This is a genomic window from Ralstonia sp. 110700041-2 (assembly GCF_056280165.1).
Window position 1 is genome coordinate 258,176 of sequence record NZ_JBSFAI010000007.1, and the last position, 19,110, is coordinate 277,285.

Annotated in this window: 19 protein-coding genes and 1 tRNA gene; 3 read left to right on the forward strand and 17 right to left on the reverse strand. The window is 63.7% G+C overall.

The features are described 5' to 3' along the window. Positions 1 to 146: 146 nt before the first annotated feature. The 5 genes from ACUXH0_RS12970 to ACUXH0_RS12990 form a co-directional block, all read right to left on the reverse strand. Positions 147 to 1,097 (reverse strand): ribose-phosphate pyrophosphokinase, encoded by a 951-nt coding sequence (locus ACUXH0_RS12970; RefSeq protein WP_004633415.1) that lies wholly within the window; start codon positions 1,095 to 1,097, stop codon positions 147 to 149. An 80-nt stretch (positions 1,098 to 1,177) separates the two neighbouring features. After that, positions 1,178 to 1,254, reverse strand: a tRNA-Gln gene (locus tag ACUXH0_RS12975). Positions 1,255 to 1,304: 50 nt separating this feature from the next. Next, positions 1,305 to 2,174 (reverse strand): 4-(cytidine 5'-diphospho)-2-C-methyl-D-erythritol kinase, encoded by an 870-nt coding sequence (gene ispE, locus ACUXH0_RS12980; RefSeq protein ID WP_009239186.1) that lies wholly within the window; start codon positions 2,172 to 2,174, stop codon positions 1,305 to 1,307. Positions 2,175 to 2,188: 14 nt separating this feature from the next. Continuing rightward, positions 2,189 to 2,812 (reverse strand): lipoprotein insertase outer membrane protein LolB, encoded by a 624-nt coding sequence (lolB, locus tag ACUXH0_RS12985; protein ID WP_004633409.1) that lies wholly within the window; start codon positions 2,810 to 2,812, stop codon positions 2,189 to 2,191. Then, on the reverse strand, positions 2,812 to 4,749 hold the full coding sequence (locus ACUXH0_RS12990; RefSeq protein WP_024973689.1) for a tetratricopeptide repeat protein: 1,938 nt from the start codon (positions 4,747 to 4,749) through the stop codon (positions 2,812 to 2,814). The genes lolB and ACUXH0_RS12990 overlap by 1 nt, the downstream gene beginning before the upstream one ends. A gap of 101 nt (positions 4,750 to 4,850) precedes the next feature. On the opposite strand from ACUXH0_RS12990, the gene mutM reads away from it, so the two are divergent. The 3 genes from mutM to mutY all read left to right on the forward strand — a co-directional run bounded on the left by mutM (position 4,851) and on the right by mutY (position 9,210). Continuing rightward, a complete protein-coding gene (mutM, locus tag ACUXH0_RS12995) occupies positions 4,851 to 5,726 on the forward strand; it encodes a bifunctional DNA-formamidopyrimidine glycosylase/DNA-(apurinic or apyrimidinic site) lyase (protein WP_004633406.1) in 876 nt (291 codons plus the stop codon). 287 nt (positions 5,727 to 6,013) lie between these two features. After that, positions 6,014 to 7,957: a dynamin-like GTPase family protein gene (locus tag ACUXH0_RS13000; RefSeq protein WP_004633404.1), complete on the forward strand. Its 1,944-nt coding sequence runs from the start codon at positions 6,014 to 6,016 to the stop codon at positions 7,955 to 7,957. A gap of 104 nt (positions 7,958 to 8,061) precedes the next feature. Next, a complete protein-coding gene (gene mutY / locus ACUXH0_RS13005; RefSeq protein ID WP_137910759.1) occupies positions 8,062 to 9,210 on the forward strand; it encodes an A/G-specific adenine glycosylase in 1,149 nt (382 codons plus the stop codon). Between the two features lie 30 nt (positions 9,211 to 9,240). On the opposite strand, the gene ACUXH0_RS13010 is transcribed toward mutY, so the two are convergent. From ACUXH0_RS13010 to ACUXH0_RS13065, 12 genes are all read right to left on the reverse strand, one after another. Then, positions 9,241 to 9,894: an LON peptidase substrate-binding domain-containing protein gene (locus ACUXH0_RS13010; protein ID WP_004633400.1), complete on the reverse strand. Its 654-nt coding sequence runs from the start codon at positions 9,892 to 9,894 to the stop codon at positions 9,241 to 9,243. Between the two features lie 102 nt (positions 9,895 to 9,996). Then, positions 9,997 to 10,890: an RNase adapter RapZ gene (rapZ, locus tag ACUXH0_RS13015; RefSeq protein ID WP_004633398.1), complete on the reverse strand. Its 894-nt coding sequence runs from the start codon at positions 10,888 to 10,890 to the stop codon at positions 9,997 to 9,999. 93 nt (positions 10,891 to 10,983) lie between these two features. After that, positions 10,984 to 11,325 carry a PsiF family protein gene (locus tag ACUXH0_RS13020; protein ID WP_004633396.1) on the reverse strand — a complete coding sequence of 114 codons (342 nt, stop codon included), beginning with the start codon at positions 11,323 to 11,325 and terminating at the stop codon, positions 10,984 to 10,986. 187 nt (positions 11,326 to 11,512) lie between these two features. After that, positions 11,513 to 12,487, reverse strand: a complete 975-nt coding sequence (gene hprK, locus ACUXH0_RS13025; RefSeq protein ID WP_004633393.1) for an HPr(Ser) kinase/phosphatase — start codon at positions 12,485 to 12,487, stop codon at positions 11,513 to 11,515. 73 nt (positions 12,488 to 12,560) lie between these two features. Then, on the reverse strand, positions 12,561 to 13,016 hold the full coding sequence (ptsN, locus tag ACUXH0_RS13030) for a PTS IIA-like nitrogen regulatory protein PtsN (protein WP_004633390.1): 456 nt from the start codon (positions 13,014 to 13,016) through the stop codon (positions 12,561 to 12,563). 346 nt (positions 13,017 to 13,362) lie between these two features. Then, positions 13,363 to 13,716 carry a ribosome hibernation-promoting factor, HPF/YfiA family gene (hpf, locus tag ACUXH0_RS13035; RefSeq protein WP_004633388.1) on the reverse strand — a complete coding sequence of 118 codons (354 nt, stop codon included), beginning with the start codon at positions 13,714 to 13,716 and terminating at the stop codon, positions 13,363 to 13,365. A gap of 50 nt (positions 13,717 to 13,766) precedes the next feature. Beyond that, the gene (locus ACUXH0_RS13040; RefSeq protein WP_137910760.1) at positions 13,767 to 15,278 is read right to left on the reverse strand and encodes an RNA polymerase factor sigma-54; all 1,512 of its coding nucleotides are present in this window, start codon (positions 15,276 to 15,278) and stop codon (positions 13,767 to 13,769) included. 96 nt (positions 15,279 to 15,374) lie between these two features. Then, entirely contained in the window at positions 15,375 to 16,163 is a 789-nt protein-coding gene (lptB, locus tag ACUXH0_RS13045) for an LPS export ABC transporter ATP-binding protein (protein WP_004633384.1), read from the reverse strand. Between the two features lie 30 nt (positions 16,164 to 16,193). Then, positions 16,194 to 16,781 (reverse strand): lipopolysaccharide transport periplasmic protein LptA, encoded by a 588-nt coding sequence (gene lptA, locus ACUXH0_RS13050; RefSeq protein WP_004633383.1) that lies wholly within the window; start codon positions 16,779 to 16,781, stop codon positions 16,194 to 16,196. 59 nt (positions 16,782 to 16,840) lie between these two features. After that, positions 16,841 to 17,473 (reverse strand): LPS export ABC transporter periplasmic protein LptC, encoded by a 633-nt coding sequence (gene lptC / locus ACUXH0_RS13055; RefSeq protein ID WP_137910761.1) that lies wholly within the window; start codon positions 17,471 to 17,473, stop codon positions 16,841 to 16,843. A 4-nt stretch (positions 17,474 to 17,477) separates the two neighbouring features. Next, positions 17,478 to 18,074 carry a KdsC family phosphatase gene (locus tag ACUXH0_RS13060; protein WP_004633379.1) on the reverse strand — a complete coding sequence of 199 codons (597 nt, stop codon included), beginning with the start codon at positions 18,072 to 18,074 and terminating at the stop codon, positions 17,478 to 17,480. Between the two features lie 16 nt (positions 18,075 to 18,090). After that, complete coding sequence (locus ACUXH0_RS13065) at positions 18,091 to 19,074, reverse strand: KpsF/GutQ family sugar-phosphate isomerase (RefSeq protein WP_009239180.1); 984 nt, start codon at positions 19,072 to 19,074, stop codon at positions 18,091 to 18,093. Positions 19,075 to 19,110 lie beyond the last annotated feature (36 nt).

A 19,110-nucleotide genomic window follows, 5' to 3' on the forward strand; every position in this document is an offset into this window, starting at 1 on the left:
TCCAAACGAAAAAGACGACTCGCGACCAAGCCGTCTGGTGAACGGAGCGCCATATTGCGCCCCGCAGACACCGCAGAAGAGCCGTCTAACCGACGTTTTCTGCAGTAAAGCCTTGAATTATAACAGTAAGCCGCTCGGGTGCCGAATTATTCAGCAAACAGCGACATGATCGAATCACCGCGCACGATGCGGGTGAAGGTCTCGGCCAGCAGCGGCGCGGTCGAGAGTTGGCGGATCTTGCCGCACTTGATGGCGTCTTCGCGCAGCGGGATGGTATCGGTCACGACCACTTCGTCGAGCGCCGAGTCTGCAATGCGGGCGGCCGCACCACCCGACAGCACCGGGTGCGTGCAATACGAGAACACTTGCTTGGCACCGCGTTCCTTGAGTACCTGCGCGGCTTTGCACAGCGTGCCGCCGGTGTCGATCATGTCGTCCATGATCACGCAGTTGCGGCCGTCGACTTCACCGATGATGTTCATCACCTCGGCGACGTTGGCTTTCGGGCGACGCTTGTCGATGATCGCCAGATCCACGCCGAGTTGCTTGGCCAGTGCACGTGCACGCACGACACCGCCGACGTCGGGCGATACCACCAGCAGGTCTTCGTAGTTCTTCTTGCGCAGGTCTTCGAGCAGGATCGGCGACGCGTAGATGTTGTCGACCGGGATATCGAAGAAGCCTTGGATCTGGTCGGCGTGGAGGTCCATTGTCAGCACGCGTTCGACGCCGGCGACCTCTAGCATGTTGGCCACGACCTTGGCCGTGATCGCCACACGCGCCGAACGCGGGCGACGGTCCTGTCGGGCATAGCCGAAGTAGGGGATGGCGGCCGTGATGCGGCGGGCAGACGCACGCTTGAGCGCATCGACCATCACCATCAATTCCATCAGGTTGTCGTTGGTCGGGGCGCAGGTGGATTGCAGGATGAATACGTGCTTGCCGCGCACGTTTTCCTGGATCTCGACCTGGACTTCACCATCGGAGAATCGGCCGACGAGGGCCTTGCCTAGCGGAATGCCTAGGTGCTTGACGACAGCTTCGGCGAGTTTCGGGTTGGCGTTGCCGGTAAAAACCATCAAGCCTTCGCTGCTCATCGGGGCACCTGTTTTTCGACTTCAGACGCGCCGGTCAGTTAACACCAACCGGGCTATTGCTGGAAATATGAGGAAGAAAATGGCAGGGGCGGAAGGATTCGAACCTACGCATGCCGGAATCAAAATCCGGTGCCTTAACCAGCTTGGCGACGCCCCTACACAACCTATCGGTTACCGCCTCCATTGCAGAAGCGATAACAGCAAACTTTACACAGCAAATCTTGCGAGCGGGTGATGCGTCAGACCTGCCGCACACCGACCTTCCCATTCGGAAGGCACCTGATCCGCCACCGCTTGCGCATGCTCAACGTTGTCGAACGGAGCAAATACGCAGGCGCCGGATCCGGTCATTCTTGCCAGAGGGCTGAACTGACGCAGCCAGACAAGTGCTCGGGCGATTTCGCCGTATTTCCTTTCCGCCACCGCTTGTAGATCGTTGCGACCGTAAGCGAAAACAATTTGTTGGTCAGGAAAGTCCGTAATTATGGTGAGTGGCGTATCGCGTGTCAACCCTTCATCTGAAAAAATTGCAGGGGTGGGCACATGCACGCGTGGGTGAATCACCACGAACGCAGCCGGCGGCAGCGTGATGGGCGTGAGTTTTTCGCCGATCCCCTCGGCGAAGGCGTTCTGGCCGAATACAAAGAAGGGCACGTCGGCGCCGAGCTTGAGGCCGATCTTCATCAGTTGCGCGCGCGGCAGATCAAGGCCCCAAAGGCGATTGAGCGCGAGCAGCGTGGTGGCGGCATCAGACGAGCCACCACCAAGGCCTCCGCCCATCGGCAGGCGTTTCTCGATGGCGATGTCGACGCCGTAGGTGCAGCCGGTTTCCGCTTGCAGCAGGCGCGCGGCGCGGATCACAAGGTCGTCATCGGCGGGCACGCCGAGGATGTCGGTGGTGCGCACGAGGCGGCGGTCGGGGCGGCGCGCGAAATGCAGCGTGTCGCTCCAGTCGATCAACTGGAAGACGGTTTGCAGCAGGTGGTAGCCATCGGGCCGGCGGCCGACTACATGCAGGAAGAGATTGAGCTTGGCAGGCGCGGGGCAATCACGCAGCTCGACGGGGGCGGAAGACATGGCGAAGCGAGGCGTTACTGGTCGAGCACGAGCCGCACCGAGAGCGGGCCGTTGGTGCCCTGCGGGCGATCAAGATCGAGCCGGCGGATGCCGACCTTGGCACCATCGGTGTTGTTGCCGTCGTCAGTCCAGGCGACGTAGTGGACAGTCCAGCCGTTCTGCTCGATGGTTTCGGGGCGCGATTGCGCATCGCGTGCCACGCGTGCCGGTGTGCCGGGCGCGGGGCGGGCGCGCAGCCAGTCGCGCAAGCCGGAGACCGGCAGCGAAAAGCCGAGCGCATCCTGCATCAGCGTGTCGACCTCGGGGGCGCGGCGAGGCGGCTGGTTCGGCAGTTCGAGCGTGGCGCCCTGGTTGCTTTGGCTGACGATGGCAAGCGTCTGGCCCAGCGGCGACATCAACTCAAGCTGCACGTCGGGTCCGCGCTCGCGCCACAGGAAGCTGCCGACGGCGCTTTGCTCGGCGTTGTTTTGCGTGTAACGGGCCGAGAAGCGACCTTGATAACGCGTGATGTTGGTATCGGCGTCTTGTGTGCCAGCGAAGAGATCGTTGGCTGGCCGCAAGCTTGCGCAGCCGCTGAACAGCGCGCAGCCAGCGCCGAGCATCAGCGCGCCAAGCGCGTGCGCGAACCGCATTGCCATCAATTTGTACTCACGGGAACATTGGGCACCGGCTGGCCGAAGCGGCGCAGCGTGTCGCGCAGCGTGGTGTCGTTTACGTCGAGCTTGGACGCTTCGGTCCAGATCTGGCGTGCGTCGTCCTGCTTGCCCGATTGCCACAGCACTTCGCCCAGGTGCGCACCGATTTCGGCTTGCGGGGCGGTAGCCCACGCCTTGCGCAGGATGTCAGTGGCGGCGGGCAGATCGCCGCGACGGTACTTGACCCAGCCGAGGCTGTCGGCGATGTAGGGATCGTCCGGCGCCAGCGACACGGCTTTCTCCAGTAGCTCCTGCGCCTCCTGCAGGCGCACGCTGCGATCGGCCAGCGAGTAGCCGAGCGCGTTGTAGCCGATGGCCTGGCCGGGACGCAGGTCGATCACCTTGCGCAGCAGCGTCTCCATGTTGTCGTAGTGGCCGTCGTGCTCTTCGAGCATCGCCAGTTGGTACGAATACTCGACGTTATCCGGATCGTTCTTGAGCAGCTCATTGACGCGGGCGCGGGCGCGGCCGTAGGCCTTGGCGTCCATCAGCATGCCGATTTCGGCCTGGCGGATGCCGTCCATCAGGGCCTGGCGGCGCGGGCCATCGGGCACGTCTTCGGAATCGGCGACGAGTTCATCGAAGGTCTGTTGCGCCTCGTCGATACGGCGCAGCTTGCCGAGCAACTGGCCGCGCTTGATGCCGGCTGCCAGCGCGGTCTGGCCATCGGTGTCGCCATTGGCCGAACCGGTGATCTTGTCGACCCAGCCGAGCGCGCCGGCGTAGTCTCGCTTCTCCTCGGCCAACTGGGCGAGGCCCTGGTAGCCGGGTTCTGGGCTCAGGGTGGGCGACTTGGCGGTGGCCGTGACGTATTCCTTCAGGTAACGCTCGGCGTCGTCGTACTGGCGCTGCTGCAAATTCAGCAGGCCCAGGGCAAGCGTGATGCGCGCATCGTTGGGCGCGATCTTCTTGAGCGTTTCGAATTCAGCGCGCGCCTTGTCCTGCTGATTGCGCACGAGGTACATGCGGGCGAGCGCCAAGTGGCCGTCGATGGACGCTGGCGCGGCTTTCAGGAAGCTGCGCAGGCCAGTGATGGCGGCATCGGGGTCGCTGTCGGCACGCAGTTCGGCGGCGAGGATGGCGGCGTCTTCATACCCGGGACGCAGCTTGAGCGCGGTGTCCAGTTCCGTCAGTGCGCCGGCGGTGTCCTTGGCGGCGACCTTCGCGCGGGCCAAGGCCAGGTGCGTTTCGGGGCGCTGCATGTCGTGCGAGGCGATGCGCTGCAGTGCGCCTACGGCACCCGCCGGATCGCTGCTCTTGGACATCTGCTGCTGCAATTGCAGCAGGGCATCGGCACGCTGGCCAGGCGAGACCTTGTTCAACTGCGCCTGCAGCATCGGTTCGACTTCCGACCACTGGCCCGTTGCCACCAGCAGGAGCTGCTGCACTTGGCGTGCCGGCATGGACGTCGGCGACAGTTCTACCCACAGGCGCGTGGCGGCCAGCGCTTGCGCGGGGGAGCGCGTAAGAAACGCGATCTCGGTGGCGCGCTGGGCAAAGCGGGGGTCGCGTGTGTCTTGCGCGAGCCCGAGGTAGGTTCGGTATGCCGGTTCGACCAGCCCGCGCTGCAGCGACACTTCCGAGGCCAGCACGCGGTACATGATGTCTTCAGTGAGCGCGACGCGCGGCAAATCGGTGCGCTCGGACCTCAGCAGGCCGGGGCGTGGGCGCGAGCGTTCAATCTGGATGGCTGCGCGGCCGCCCGTGCCGCCTTCCTGCGCAGCCTGGGCAATGAGCGGGGCGCCAGCCACCGACTGCGACGACCACGCCGGCAAGCTCGTCAGCCCTCCCGCCACCAGCGCGGCCAGCAGGGCCGTTCGGCTGCGCAGGAATCGCCGCGGGCGTTGCGTCGCAGGCGAACGGGAGAGGGCGTGAGGCATGGTCTCGAAGCTCCGGATAGGGGGTCAGAGCATTGTAGCCTGACCGCTACAATCGTCCGCATCGTAAAAAAAGTTGGAGCAGCACATGGGATGGAGGTTCGATGCCTGAGTTGCCGGAGGTCGAGGTCACTCGCCTGGGCTTGCTACCGCATATTACTGGGCGACGTATCGTGCGCGCCGTGGTGCGCCATCACGGCTTGCGCTGGCCCGTCGATCCGGCGCTGCCGGAGTTGCTCGCTGGCCTGACCGTTACGCGTCTGCTGCGCCGGGGCAAATACCTGCTCATCGAATGCGTGCCCGAGGTGGAGCAGTCCGGCCGCGCCGCCGATACTGTGGGGGGCTGGCTGCTCATCCATCTTGGTATGACGGGCACCTTGCGCGTGCTGGAAACGCCCGTGCCGCCAGGCCTGCACGATCACGTCGATATCGAACTCGCCGGCGCAACTGGCGTACACGTCACACTGCGCTATCGCGACCCGCGCCGGTTTGGTGCCGTGCTTTGGCATGCAGGCGATGAAGCCGGCTTGGCCGAACACCCGCTGCTGCGCAACCTCGGCATCGAGCCGTTCGACGCGCGATTCGACGGCGACTGGATGTTTGCCCGCACGCGCGGGCGCCGGGTGGCCATCAAGTCGGCGCTGCTGGCGGGCGACATCGTGGTCGGCGTGGGCAATATCTATTGTTCGGAGAGCCTGTTTCGCGCCGGTATCCGGCCGACTACGGCGGCGGGCCGCATCAGCCGGCCACGCTATGCGGCGTTGGCCGATGCCATTCGTGCCACCTTGGCCGATGCCATCGCGCGTGGGGGCAGCACGCTGCGCGACTTTGTCGGCTCGGACGGACAAAGCGGCTACTTCCAGCTTGAAGCCTTCGTGTACGACCGCGCCGGTCTGCCGTGCCGCGCGTGCGGCACTCCGATCCGCCAGATCGTGCAGGGCCAGCGCTCCACGTTCTATTGCCCGACCTGCCAGCGCTGATCGGCCTGCGAAAGGCATCGAAAGCCGCCTGGGAACGTGGCGCTGGAGCGATCTGGCCGCCATTTCGCAAGGTTTTTGAAGTGGGGTGTGGGGCCGCCGATGGCATCCCGCAACACTTACCCGCCGGGGCTGGGGAACCTTGCGGAAAGTTCGCCCGGAAGGTGGCGGTTCACTGTATCGTTCCACCTAAATTTGTGCATTTCTGTGCCGTAATTGGGCGGTAACAGCGATGTCGAGGGGCGCGCGCATTTTTCGCGGTCGGGTCGCGCACACAATAAGACAGAATGATGAACAACACACTGAGCACACAGTTCGAGCAGTACAGCGCCTGGCGCGCTTCGGTACTGCAATCGGTGGGGGAATTCCAGGACTGGCTGCAAGCCCAGGAGCTGTACGACGCGCAAGCTGACATGCGCGCGCAGCGAATCCGCGGCGTCCTGCGCAGCGACAAGCTCAAGGTCGCCTTCATTGCCGAGTTCTCGCGCGGCAAGAGTGAACTGATCAACGCGATCTTCTTTGCGGATTTCGGCCGGCGCATCCTGCCATCGTCGGCGGGCCGGACCACGATGTGTCCGACTGAGCTGATGTACGACGAAAGCTATCCGCCGTCGATCCGCCTGCTGCCGATCGAGACGCGTCTGCACGACGCATCGACGGCCGATTTTCGCGATGCGGGCAGCCACTGGCTGTCGGTCCCTCTCGACCCGTCGTCGCCCGAGGGCATGCTCGAAGCGTTCCGCCACGTGGTGGAAACCGTGCGCGTGCCCAAGGAAGAAGCCGAACAACTGGGGCTCTATAACGACGCCGATCCCGACGCCGCGTTCTCGGTGGATGCCGCCGGCACGGTCGAAGTGTCGAAGTGGCGTCACGCGATCATCAATTTCCCGCACCCGATGCTCAAGCAGGGGCTGGTGATCCTGGATACGCCGGGCTTGAACGCCATCGGCACCGAGCCGGAACTGACACTGCGGCTGATTCCAGATGCACATGTCGTGGTGTTCGTGCTGGCAGCGGACGCCGGCGTGACCAAGAGCGACCTGGAGTTGTGGCGCTCGCACGTCGGTGGTGGCCAACGCAAGGGCTGCATCGCGGTGCTCAACAAGGTCGATGGCCTGTGGGATCCGCTCAAGTCCGAAGAGGAAGTCGAGAACGAAGTCAGTCGTCAGATCATGACGACGGCGCAGGTGCTCGATATCGATGTCGAGCGCGTGTATCCGGTGTCGGCGCAGAAGGGCCTGGTGGCCAAGGTCAGCCATGACCATGAGCTGCTGGCCAAGAGCCGGCTGCTGGAGCTGGAGTCGGTGCTGTCGGATCAGCTGATTCCGCAGCGTCGCGAGATCGTCACCGAGCAAGTGCAACTGGCGGTGAAGGATATGGCCACCGGTGCGCAGCAACTGCTGCAGATGCGCCGCCGCGATATCGTCGAGCAGTTGTTCGAGCTGCGCGGCCTGCGCGGCAAGAACCACACGATGGTCAAGCACATGCTGATGCGCGTGCAGGGCGAGAAGGAGGAGTTCGAGCAGAGCATCGCCAAGTTCCAAGCGCTGCGCACGGTGTTCGGCCGCCACAGCGCAGAGATCATCAAGAGCGTACAGCTCAAGCAGATCCGCTCGACCATGCGCGAGGCGCGCGAGAAGATGAAGGAGCGCGTGTTCTCGCGCGGCCTGCGCGACGACATGGACAAGCTGTTCGGCCACCTGACCGGCCTGGTGCGCGATGCAGCGAATCGCATTGACCAACTGCACCAGATGGTTGATGGCATGTACAAGAAGTTCAACGCCGAGCACGGCTTCACGCTGTCGCCGCCGCTGCGCTTTTTGGGCACGCGCTACGACGCTGATCTGAAAGAAACGCTGATGCTGGCGCACAACCACTTTGGCGCGTTTAGCTTCCTGACCCGCCCGAAGCCGCAACTCGTGCACGGCGCGTTCTCGACGGTGGCCAGCCGCGTGCTGGATACCTTCCAGGACATGAACCGCGACATCGAGATCTGGCTGAAGTCGGTCATGACACCGCTCGAAGCGCAGGTGCGCGATCACCAGAAACAACTGCGTAAGCGTGTCGATTCGATCGAGCGCATTCACGAGGCCACCGATACGCTCGAAGCGCGCATCACCGAACTGGAAGCGCTGCTCAACACGCTCGACGAGCGCAGCGGCACGATCGCGCAGTACACCGATCGCATTCTCGCGGCTGGAACGATCCTGGAGCGGCAGTCGTTCGCGGCCTGACGCAAACCGTTGTTCACGGAGAGGGCGCCTGCGGGCGCTTTTTTCGTTCTGGTAGGATCGCCGCCAGCGCGCATCTGCTGCGCGCCGCTTCTTTCATCACACGCATGACCGCCACCCCTCGCCGCACGCGCCGCGCCGCGCAACCTGCTGCCGTTTTGCCTTCGCTTCCCGACGATTTCGCGGTGCGTGTCATCGCCTGGCAGCAGCGTCATGGCCGTCACCATCTGCCGTGGCAGAACACGGGCGATGCGTATCGCACGTGGCTCTCCGAGATCATGCTGCAGCAGACGCAAGTGAGCGCGGTGCTGGGCTACTACGCACGCTTCATCGAGCGCTTCCCGACTGTGCAGGCGCTGGCCGCTGCGCCGGCAGACGACGTGATGGCAGCGTGGGCCGGTCTCGGCTACTACACGCGTGCGCGCAACCTGCATCGCTGCGCGCAAATCGTGGTGGCAGAACACGGCGGCATCTTCCCGCGCGATCCCGACGTGTTGGTCGCGCTGCCCGGCATCGGCCGCTCGACCGCCGCGGCCATCGCCGCGTTCTCATACGGCGTGCGCGCGGCCATTCTCGATGGCAACGTCAAGCGCGTGTTTGCACGTGCGTTCGGCATCGATGGCTTTCCCGGCGACAAACGCGTCGAAGACACCATGTGGCGCATCGCCGAAACCGTGCTGCCGCCGGCCGAAGGCATTCAACCGTACACCCAGGGTTTGATGGACCTGGGAGCCACCGTCTGCACGCGCGGCAAGCCGGCATGCCTGACCGGCGAACGCGCCTGTCCGCTCGAATCGCTATGCGAAGCGCGCAGCACCGGTCGCGTGATGGAGCTACCCGTGCCGCGCCCGCGCAAGGCGATACCCGAGCGCGCAGCGACACTCGTCATCGCGCTGCACGCCGACGCGGTGTTGCTGCAGCGTCGTCCGCAACGCGGTATCTGGGGTGGGTTGTGGTCTTTGCCGCTGGTGGGCGAGATGGACAACGCGCTGGACGCGCATCCGCTGGATGTCGACACCGTGCGTCGTGCCGCGCAGGCATATGGCGCGGTCTCAACCTTGGAGATGGCCGGCGCGCTCACGCACACCTTCACACACTTCCGCCTGCAGATGCATCTGCTGCGCGCGGAGATTGCCGCGCCCGCTGCGCTTGGCGACGACTGGCGCTGGATACCGCTTGCACAACTCAATTCAGTGGGATTGCCTGCGCCGGTGAAGTTGGCGCTGGAGACGCTGGTGCAGCCAAGCCTGATCTAGCCAGCCCGGTCTGGCCAGGCGGATACGGCATCACAGAATGTGGTGTTGCTTCATGTAGCGATGGACGATCTCGATGCGCATGCCGGCGTCCATCAGTTCCATCAACTTCTGCTTGGCCTTGAGCGGCACCGGCAGCAGTTCGCACAGCCGATTCGCGACCCAGCTCGGGCTGTTCCACTCGTACGGTTCGACCATCGGAACGTTGCCGTCTTCGCGCGAGCCGAGCGTGGTGATGATGCGGCGAAGGGCGCCCACGCAATCGTCGAAGAGTTCGCCCTTGCAGTCTTCCACGTCGGCGCCGATGGGCTCAACCGTGCCGCGCATGAGGCCGTCTGGCGTCGTCTCGAACGACAGCACCTTGAAGCGCTGCGTGCCACGCACCTTGATCATCAGCAGGCCGAGCTGCTCCATATCGCATTCGACGATGTGGGCGATGCAGCCCACGTCAACCGGCACGGTTGTGCCGTCTGTCGTGGCGACTTCATTGCCGCGCTCGATCAGGCAGACGCCGAACGGCGTCTTGTCGCGCAGGCATGTGCGCACCATGTCCATGTAGCGGGCTTCGAAAATGCGCAGCGGGAGAAGGCCACCCGGAAACAGCACCGTATGCAACGGAAACAGCGGCAGCTCGGTGGGCAGCGGCGGCAGCGGCGAGAACGGAGAGAGAGCGATGTCTTCTTGCATGGACGGGCATTCAGCAGACGGCGGCAAGACTTTCGCGTGGCGCCGCGCAAGAAGCCGCATCCAAATGAGACTGGTCCGCGCGCGGGGTATGTCGGGCGCAGTTCAGCCGTCTACGGCCAATTCGCGGTGGCGGACCAACACATTACCATGCGCGCGGAAGTACGTGGCAAGCCGTTCCGCGATGTACACGGAACGATGCTGGCCACCGGTGCAGCCGATCGCGACGGTCAGGTAGCTGCGGTTGTCGGCGATGAAGCTCGGCAGCCACTTTTCCACGTAGGCGCGAATGTCTTCTGCCATCGCAAGCACCATCGGCTGACTTTGCAGGAAGTCGATGACAGGCTGGTCGCGCCCTGTGAGTGGGCGCAATTGCGTGTCGTAGTACGGGTTGGGCAGTGAACGCACGTCGAAGACAAGATCGGCGTCGGTCGGCACGCCATGCTTGAAGCCGAACGATTCGAACATCAACGTGATGTCGTGCGGCTCGTCGCTGATGAATTCTTTGATGTACGCGCGCAGGGCGTTCGTGCGCAGCGTGCTGGTGTCGATGCGGTGCGCTGGATCGGCCAGCGGGCTGAGCAGCTCGCGCTCCATCTCGATCGCTTCGATGAGCGAGGTGTCGAGGCCCTTGGCAGCCGCCTGCACATTGGCCGCGGTATCCGGGCGGCCGTTACGGATCGATAGCGGATGCCGGCGGCGCGTCTCGGAATAGCGCTGCACCAGCGCGGTCGTGCTCGCCGTCAAAAACAGCATGCGAACGTCGTGTTCCTTGCGCAGCACGGTGACCGTCTCGGGCACCTTGCGCAGCGATTCACGGCTGCGGATGTCAGTGGCCACGCCCAGATGCGTATAACCCTGGTCCGCCAGGTAGCGCGCCAGTTCGGGGATGAACTGCGCGGGCAGGTTGTCGACGCAGTAGTAACCTGCGTCTTCGAGCACGTTCAGGGCGACCGATTTCCCTGAACCCGACATACCGGTGATGAGAATGATCCGCATGCCGCGAGGATAGCATCCCTGTGTTGCAAAGCAGCGGCCAACAAAAAAAGGCGACCGATGCGGCCGCCTTTTTGAAGCGAGGCTAACGGGCGCTCAGCCGTTCGAGAGGCACGCTTTCTGGGCGTTCTTGTACTCGTCGCCCTTCTTGCCCTTGTTGGCTTTGGAGCAGGCTGCCATCTTTTCCTGCTGCGTCATCGGCTTGGCGGCAGCTGCCGGCTTGTCCGACAGGCAGCCTTTCATGAAAGCCTTGCGCTCGTCGCCTTTCTTGCCGGCGGCGTCCATGTTGCATTGCTTCATCTTGTCTTGCTGCGAATTCTTGGCTGCCGGGGCGGCAGCAGGTGCGGCCGGCGCGGCTGCGGGTGCGCTGCCTTGGGCGAATGCCTGGCCAGCCAGGAACGGGAGCGCCAGGGCGCAAGCGGCAATCAGTTGTTTCATCGTCGTGTTCTCCTTGGGTACCGACAGAAGAGCGGGCGGAGACAAACCGCCACGCTCGCGATGAACGCCGCCGCGTGCGTGCTCGGCGCATTCCCTCCCACAACGGAGAGGCAGCATGTCGGGTTGACGTTTCGCAGCGAAAACTAGGGTAAAACCGACCTGGAGACGAAACTTTGTAGCGGCTTTGTTAAAGCAGACGGCCCTGGGGCGAGTGGGAAGCGGCTTCAGCCTGCATGGCGGCTCGCTGGCGGTCCATGAAGTCGCGCAACGTATCAATGCCGCGCAGGCGCAGGATGGTGTTGCGCACGGCGGCTTCGACCAGCACGGCCAAGTTGCGGCCAGCAGCCACCTGAATCTTCACCATGTGGATTGGCAGACCGAGCACATCGAGGTACTGCGAATCGAGCGGCAGGCGCTCGAATTCGCCATCGTTGCGGCGCACGAGTTGCACGATCAGCTTGATCTTCATCTTCCGGCGCACCGCCGTTTCACCGAAGATCGTCTTGATGTCGAGCAGGCCCAGGCCGCGCACTTCCAGCAGATTCTGCAGCAGCGGCGGGCAGCGGCCTTCGATAAAGTCCGGCCCCAACCGCACGAAGTCGACTGCGTCGTCGGCAACAAGGCCGTGGCCGCGCGAGATCAGTTCCAGGCCCAACTCGCTCTTGCCCAGACCCGAATCGCCCATGATCAGCACGCCCATGCCGAGGATGTCGAGAAACACCCCGTGCATCGTCACGCGCGGCGCCGAGATGCGCGACAGATACAGGCGCAGATGATCAATGACGGCAGCCGAGGAAATCGGTGACGTGAACAGCGGTGTGGACGAGCGCGTGCAGCGCAGTTCCAGATCGGGCGGCGGATCGACGCCATCGGCCACCACCAGGAAGGGCGGCTCCAGCAGGATCAACTCGCCCATCTGGCGCTTGCGGTTTTCTTCCGACAAGCGTTGGTAGTAGGTGATCTCGGGCTTGCCGAGCACCTGGATGCGGTTCGGGTGGATGAGGTTCAAGTGCCCGACCAGGTCGGCTGCAGACGTCGCCTCCTTGGCGAAGTCCACGTCGAACGCGCGGTCCGCGCCCTCCAGGCCGGCGACCCACGAGAGCTTCAGATCAGCTGCGTTGTCGTCAAAGATCGATTGGGCGATGACGCCGGTCAGTTCCATAGCAGGGCACAGTGATGCCGACGGGGCATAGCGCGTTCGCAATCGGTTGCGCTTGCCCCCGATTGCGCCGCGATCAGGGCCGCCAGTCGGTCAGTAGCTGGTGAATCGCCTCGGGCGACGGCAGGGTGGCGAGGCCTTCGCGCATGTCCCGGTCGGACAGCAGTTGGGCGATTTCAGAGAGGATTTCCAGATGCTGCTGGGTGGCCTGCTCAGGCACCAGCAGAAAGATCAGCAGCGAGACAGGTTTGCCGTCGGGTGACTCAAAAGGCACCGGTTCAGAGAGGCGCATGAATGCAGCCAGCGGTTGCTTGAGCCCCTTGATCCGGCCGTGCGGGATGGCCACGCCAGCGCCCAAGCCCGTGGAGCCCAGCGACTCGCGTGCAAAGAGGTTGTCGGTGACCACTGCGCGGGCCACGCCGTGGTTGTTCTCGAACAGCAGGCCGGCCTGTTCAAATACCCGCTTTTTGCTGGTTACGCTGACGTCGAGGGCAATGTTCCCGGGCGGCAGCAGTTTGGCCAAGCGATTCATGTGCAATGCGTGAAATGAGCGGCGTCTTTCTGCACCAAGATGGCGCGCGGACAATGGGGTCATTATAGACCACGTGTCGCGCGGCTTTGTGCGGCGCACCAGTGGTGCACCGCGCAGGGCAGAGAAGCGAATCCCCCGGGGCTGCGATCAGCCGGTGCCGGCAATGTGCGCGCGGCATCGACCCTGTTTTTGCCAGCATCGCGCCAAAAGCCGCGCCACGCCAGCGTTCATACTTTCGTCAGATTTTAGCCCGACTTAAATCCGTTGCAATCGGATTCGTCACGAATGCACCACGGCATAAAAAAACCGCGCCACCTCGGGGCGCGGTTTCTGTGGTGCGGTCTTGCTATTGCTGCATCTGCACGGCTTGAAAGGCCTGGTGCTTCATGCTGTCACGATCGTGCCCTTGCACGCGGTCCTTGTATTTGATCACTTGCCGGTCGAGCTTATCGACGAGTAGGTCGATGGCCGCATAAAGATCTTCATGGTGTGATTCGACGAAGACGTCCTTACCCTTGAGGTGCAGGTTGATTTCCGCGTACTGACGCCGATCCTTCTCCTTGTGGTTATCGACCGATAGCAACACGCTGACGCCAATCACCTGATCGAAGTGCCTGATCACACGCTCCAGTTTCGTTTCCACGTACTCACGCAAAGCAGGCGTGATGTCCAGGTGGTGTCCACTGAGTTTGAAGTTCATAGCGGTTCTCCTTCTCAAGATGGGCCGCACCGGAACTGCCCGCGATGCGGCTATAAAGACTTGCGCAAATTCACTGCAGGGATCTTGAGGGCTTCGCGGTATTTGGCCACCGTCCGACGGGCCACCACGAATCCTTGTTCGCCTAACAGCTCGGCAATTCTGCTATCGGACAGAGGATTCTTCGGGTCTTCGGCTCCTACAAGTTGCTTGATGAGCGCGCGTATCGCAGTGGACGACGCGGCCCCGCCGGTTTCCGTCGATACATGGCTGCCGAAGAAGTACTTCAACTCGAACGTCCCCATCGGGGTCGCCATGTATTTGTTCGTTGTCACACGGGAGATCGTGGACTCGTGTAGACCCAGTGTATCGGCTATTTCCCGCAAAACCAAGGGGCGCATGGCGATTTCGCCGTGCGTGAAGAAGCTCTTTTGACGCTCGACAATCGCTTGCGAGACACGCAGGATCGTATCGAAGCGCTGCTGGATGTTCTTGATCAGCCAACGTGCTTCCTGCAGCTTCTGCTGCAGATTGGCAGCGCCCGATTCACCGCGGCTGCTGCGCAGGATCTGCGCGTACATGTCGTTGATGCGCAGCCGCGGCATGACGTCGGGGTTCAGTTGCGCCATCCAGCCTGCGCTTGTCTTGCGCACAATCACGTCGGGCACCACGAAATCCGCTTCGGCGCGGCCGAATGCATGACCCGGAAACGGTGCCAGTGAACGAATCAGCTCATGCGCAGCTTTCAGTGTGGGTTCGTCGACGCACAATGCCTTCTTCAAGCGCGTGTAGTCGCGCGCGGCCAGCAGTTCGAGATGCTGATTAACGATGATGAGCGCCAGCCCTTTCGCTGGCGAATCGAGCCGATGCAATTGCAACGACAGGCATTCGGCCGCTGAGCGCGCGCCAATGCCGGGCGGATCAAAGCTCTGCAGCATGCGCAGCGCGGCTTGCAGTTCGTCGAGTTCGACTTCGAGTTCGGCCGGCAGATCTGCGAGGATTTCGTCGAGCGTGCCCGACAGATAACCTTCGTCGTCGAGCGATTCGATCAGGAAGATGACGAGGCCCTTGTCGCGCATCGAGAGCTTGAGCGGCGCGAGTTGTTCCATGAGGAATTCGCGCAGGCTTTGCTCGGCTTCGCGCAACTGCAGTGGCGCGCGATCGTCTTCGTCGGATTGCGGCTTGCGGGCGAAGTCGTCGAGGCTCCAGTCGGAGCGGTCGGAGCCGTAATCGCTGTCGAAATCGGCACCGTTGTCGTGGCCGTTTTCGTAGCTGCTGTCCGAGCTGTCGCTGCTGTCGCCGCCGTTGGGTGCGGGCGGAGGCGATTCGGTGGGCAGGGGCGTCGCGCTGTTGCTTTGCAGCGCGTTCAAGGAGCCGTCCGCTCCAATGCGGGCGGAGGTGTCGAGCCACTCGTTTTCCCGCTCCAGCAGCGGGTTTTCGGTCAGGGCCTGTTCAACTTCCTGCTGCAGTTCGATGGTCGACAACTGCAGCAGTCGGATCGATTGCTGCAACTGCGGCGTGAGCGCGAGATGCTGAGAGAGACGGAGCTGGAGCGACTGTTTCATGCGGGCTATTCTATGCCCAACACTTCGCCGATGGAACGGATTTTGCTTTAAGGTGCGCCTTTGCCACGTCCTTAAGGCGTAAGCGTGCAGCGCGGCTTACATCCGGAAGTTATCGCCCAGATAGACCTTGCGTACATCCTCGTTTTCGATGATCTGCTCCGGCATGCCTGCAGCCAGCACGGTGCCTTCGCTGATGATGTAGGCGTGATCGCAGATGCCCAGCGTTTCGCGCACGTTGTGATCGGTGATCAGCACGCCGATATTGCGGTCTTTCAGGAAGCTGACGATGCGTTGAATCTCGCCCACCGCGATCGGATCGACGCCGGCAAACGGTTCATCGAGCAGGATGAAGCGCGGCGATGAGGCCAGCGCGCGGGCAATCTCCACGCGGCGGCGTTCACCACCCGATAGGGACAGCGCAGGGTTGTCGCGCAGGTGAGCGATCTGCAAGTCGTCGAGCAGGCCGTCGAGGCGGCGATTGACTTCGTCTTGCGAGAGCTTCTTGCCGTTCTGCTCTTGCAATTCGAGCACCGCGCGGATGTTTTCCTGCACATTGAGCTTGCGGAACACCGAGGCCTCCTGCGGCAAATACGACAGGCCCATGCGCGCACGCTGGTGGATCGGCAGGCGGCTGATGTGCTCGCCGTCGAGCACGATGTCGCCGGCGTCCAGCGCCACCAGGCCGACGATCATGTAGAACGAGGTCGTCTTGCCCGCGCCGTTGGGGCCGAGCAGGCCGACCACCTCGCCGCTTTTCACGTCAAGCGACACGTCCTTGACCACCGTGCGCGTACCGTAGCGCTTCTTCAGATGGCGGACGACCAGCGTGCTGGAAGTCGTGGCCTGCGGCGCTGCAGTCTTGGGGGCGAGGGTGGTGGCGGACATAAGCGAAGCTGAAAAGGCAGGCGGTACGGATCAGGGCTTGGCAGCCGGGGCAGATGCCGGCGCGGCAGGCGCGCTCGTGCGCGGTGCCAGAACGGCGCGCACGCGGCCCGACGGGTTGGCTGCAGTGGCGTTCTCTGCGCCGCCCGAGGCCGTGTAGAACTCTTTCTGGCCGTCGTACGTGATTACTGCGCCGCGGATCTCGTCGAGCTGCGTCGCGCCTTGGAGGCGTTCCATGCGTGCGCGGGTGATCAGCTTGGAAATCTCTTGCTTGCCGTCGTATTCGATGCGCTCGCCCCAACCCTGGATGTATTCGTCGACGTTGTCGCGCTTCTGGCGAATGAAGGCGAGGTTGCCGGGCTTGGACGTGGCGACGGCGTAGTTGTAGCCCTCGGGGTCGGTACGCAGATCGGCCTGGTCGGAGCGCAGCACCATGGTGCCCTTGGTCAGCACCACGTTGCCGGTCAAGTGATAGACCTGCTTCAGATCGTCGTAGCTGGCGTTGTCGGCTTCGAGCACGAGCGGCTTGTCTCGGTCGGCGCGCTCGGCATGCGCGGGCAGGGCCGGGAGCAGCAGCGCAGCGACGATGGCGAGGCCGGCAGCACGGAGGGAAAGAGTCATGGGGATCACGTCGGAGATGGGCGCGGTCGGTGGGCGTAGTCAGGTGTCGGGGGCAGAGTTTACTGCTTCGGCGCCCCCAGCCCTTCGATTCGGCCCCGCACATTGCCCAGCAATTGTACTTGGCGCGTCACGTTGTTGAAGGTGAGGCCGTTGGCGTTCATGATCGACGGCCCGCGATGCAGCTCGACCGGCTTGTCGGTGCGCACGATGTCGTCGTTGAGCAGCACCTGGAAGTAGGTCGAATCGGCCGTCATCAGCGGGTCCTGACGGGCGTCGGAGCCCTGCGCGCGGATGACCTTGGCGTTGTTGTACAGATCGACGACGGTGCCGTCGCTGTTCATCTTGCCGAGGTCTGCACGGGCGGTGACCTGCGGGCGATCGGGCGCATAAACGCGCAGTGCGGGATACGTGACGTCGTAGGTCAGGTCGTCCTCATAGTGATTCATGTGGACGCCGGTGAAGCGGTATTTGGTCGTGCCGGTCTCGTCCAGTGCGGTGGCCGAGATGCCGTCCATGGTGTAGTCGGCGGTGTGGCGCTTGGGCTGCGTGGCGGCTTCGTCGGTCTGCGGCGTGTTGACCTGCACGAGCAGGAACGTGACGCCGCAGACGATTGCCATCAGCAGGATCGGCAGCCCGCGCAGCATGATCTGCAGCACGGAGGAGACGAGGCGTTGGGAGCGTTCGCTGGCCATGGAGTCAGAAAGGTTGCGGGGCCTGCAGCAGTTGCGCGAGCAGGGCGTCGTAGGCGCCTTGGGCCTTGAGGATCAGGTCGGCCACTTCGCGCACCGCGCCGCGCCCGCCCGTGGCCTGGGCGACGTAGTGGGCACGGCTGCGCAGTTCGGCATGGGCCTGGGCAGGGCAGGCGGTAAAGCCCGCCATCGTCATCACCGGCAGGTCGGGCCAGTCGTCGCCCATGTAGCCGGCGTCGGCGGCTTGCAGTTGCGTTGCCGCCAGCAGGTGGCCAAACGCCTCGCGCTTGTCGGCTACGCCTTGGTACAGATGTTCGATGCCGAGTTCCCCGGCGCGCCAGGCCACGATTTCGGATTGCCGTCCGGTAATGATGGCCGGCGTGACGCCGGCCTGTGCCAGCAGTTTGATGCCGTGGCCGTCGAGGGTGTCGAACGCCTTGCTGATCTCACCCTCCGGTCCAACGAGCAAGCGGCCGTCGGTCAGCACGCCATCCACATCGAACACCATCAGGCGCACGCGCGCGGCGCGTTCCATTGCTTGCGGAAAGCGCGCGTCGATGTTGCTGTGGACGCTGTCGGTGGGAAATGGGGCCAGGGTGATCATCAGCGGCGTGGGCTGGTCAGATGACCTTGGCCCGCGTCAGGTCGTGGATGTGCAGCGCGCCCACCAGCAGGCCGGCGGCATCGACCACCAGCAACTGGTTGATGCGGTGCGTTTCCATGACTTCGACGGCTTCAACGGCGAGCTGGTCGGGGCCGATCGAGCGCGGGTTGCGATGCATGACCTCGTTGATTGGCACGGTGCGCCAGTCGCGCGGGGTCTCGAGCAGGCGGCGCAGGTCGCCGTCGGTGAACACGCCCACGGCGTGGCCTTGGGCATCGACCACGGCGGTCATCGCCATGCCCTTGCGGGTGATTTCCATCAGCGCCTGCGACAGCGGCGTGTCTTGGTCCACGCGGGGGATGGCGTCGCCGGCGCGCATGACGTCGCGCACGTGCGTCAGCAGCTTGCGGCCGAGCGATCCGCCCGGATGCGAGCGTGCGAAGTCTTCTGCACCGAAGCCGCGTGCGTCGAGCACGGCCACGGCCAGCGCATCGCCCAGCGCGATCTGCGCGGTAGTGCTGGCGGTGGGGGCAAGGTTCAGCGGACAGGCTTCGACGTCGACGTGCGAGTTGAGCACCACGTCGGCATGCTTGCCGAGCGAGGACCCCGGGTTGCCCGTGACGGCGATCAGCTTGGCGCCCATCCGCTTGACCAGCGGCAGGATGACGTTCAGCTCCGACACTTCGCCGGAATTGGAAAAGCCGATGAAAACGTCGTCGCGGGTGACCATGCCGAGATCGCCATGGCTGGCCTCGGCCGGGTGCACGAAGAAGGCCGGCGTGCCGGTCGAGGCCAGCGTGGCGGCAATCTTGCGCGCCACGTGGCCCGATTTGCCCATGCCGGACACGACGACGCGGCCGGTGCAGCCGAGCACCATTTCGACCGCGCGCGCAAAGTCGGCGGACACCTGGGTCTTGAGACCGAGTACGGCTCGCGCTTCGATGTCGAAGGTTTGCTGCGCCAGCGCAAGCGCTCGGTCCGGATTGAAATTCGCTATCATGGCGGCGAAGTATAACAACGATTGACACAGTCCTCG

Coding starts and splice junctions, on each gene's coding strand:
- ACUXH0_RS12970 (WP_004633415.1), bottom strand. CDS start 1,097: ATGAGCAGCGAAGGCTTGATGGTTTTTACCGGCAACGCCAACCCGAAA.
- ispE (WP_009239186.1), bottom strand. CDS start 2,174: ATGTCTTCCGCCCCCGTCGAGCTGCGTGATTGCCCCGCGCCTGCCAAG.
- lolB (WP_004633409.1), bottom strand. CDS start 2,812: ATGGCAATGCGGTTCGCGCACGCGCTTGGCGCGCTGATGCTCGGCGCT.
- ACUXH0_RS12990 (WP_024973689.1), bottom strand. CDS start 4,749: ATGCCTCACGCCCTCTCCCGTTCGCCTGCGACGCAACGCCCGCGGCGA.
- mutM (WP_004633406.1), top strand. CDS start 4,851: ATGCCTGAGTTGCCGGAGGTCGAGGTCACTCGCCTGGGCTTGCTACCG.
- ACUXH0_RS13000 (WP_004633404.1), top strand. CDS start 6,014: ATGAACAACACACTGAGCACACAGTTCGAGCAGTACAGCGCCTGGCGC.
- mutY (WP_137910759.1), top strand. CDS start 8,062: ATGACCGCCACCCCTCGCCGCACGCGCCGCGCCGCGCAACCTGCTGCC.
- ACUXH0_RS13010 (WP_004633400.1), bottom strand. CDS start 9,894: ATGCAAGAAGACATCGCTCTCTCTCCGTTCTCGCCGCTGCCGCCGCTG.
- rapZ (WP_004633398.1), bottom strand. CDS start 10,890: ATGCGGATCATTCTCATCACCGGTATGTCGGGTTCAGGGAAATCGGTC.
- ACUXH0_RS13020 (WP_004633396.1), bottom strand. CDS start 11,325: ATGAAACAACTGATTGCCGCTTGCGCCCTGGCGCTCCCGTTCCTGGCT.
- hprK (WP_004633393.1), bottom strand. CDS start 12,487: ATGGAACTGACCGGCGTCATCGCCCAATCGATCTTTGACGACAACGCA.
- ptsN (WP_004633390.1), bottom strand. CDS start 13,016: ATGAATCGCTTGGCCAAACTGCTGCCGCCCGGGAACATTGCCCTCGAC.
- hpf (WP_004633388.1), bottom strand. CDS start 13,716: ATGAACTTCAAACTCAGTGGACACCACCTGGACATCACGCCTGCTTTG.
- ACUXH0_RS13040 (WP_137910760.1), bottom strand. CDS start 15,278: ATGAAACAGTCGCTCCAGCTCCGTCTCTCTCAGCATCTCGCGCTCACG.
- lptB (WP_004633384.1), bottom strand. CDS start 16,163: ATGTCCGCCACCACCCTCGCCCCCAAGACTGCAGCGCCGCAGGCCACG.
- lptA (WP_004633383.1), bottom strand. CDS start 16,781: ATGACTCTTTCCCTCCGTGCTGCCGGCCTCGCCATCGTCGCTGCGCTG.
- lptC (WP_137910761.1), bottom strand. CDS start 17,473: ATGGCCAGCGAACGCTCCCAACGCCTCGTCTCCTCCGTGCTGCAGATC.
- ACUXH0_RS13060 (WP_004633379.1), bottom strand. CDS start 18,074: ATGATCACCCTGGCCCCATTTCCCACCGACAGCGTCCACAGCAACATC.
- ACUXH0_RS13065 (WP_009239180.1), bottom strand. CDS start 19,074: ATGATAGCGAATTTCAATCCGGACCGAGCGCTTGCGCTGGCGCAGCAA.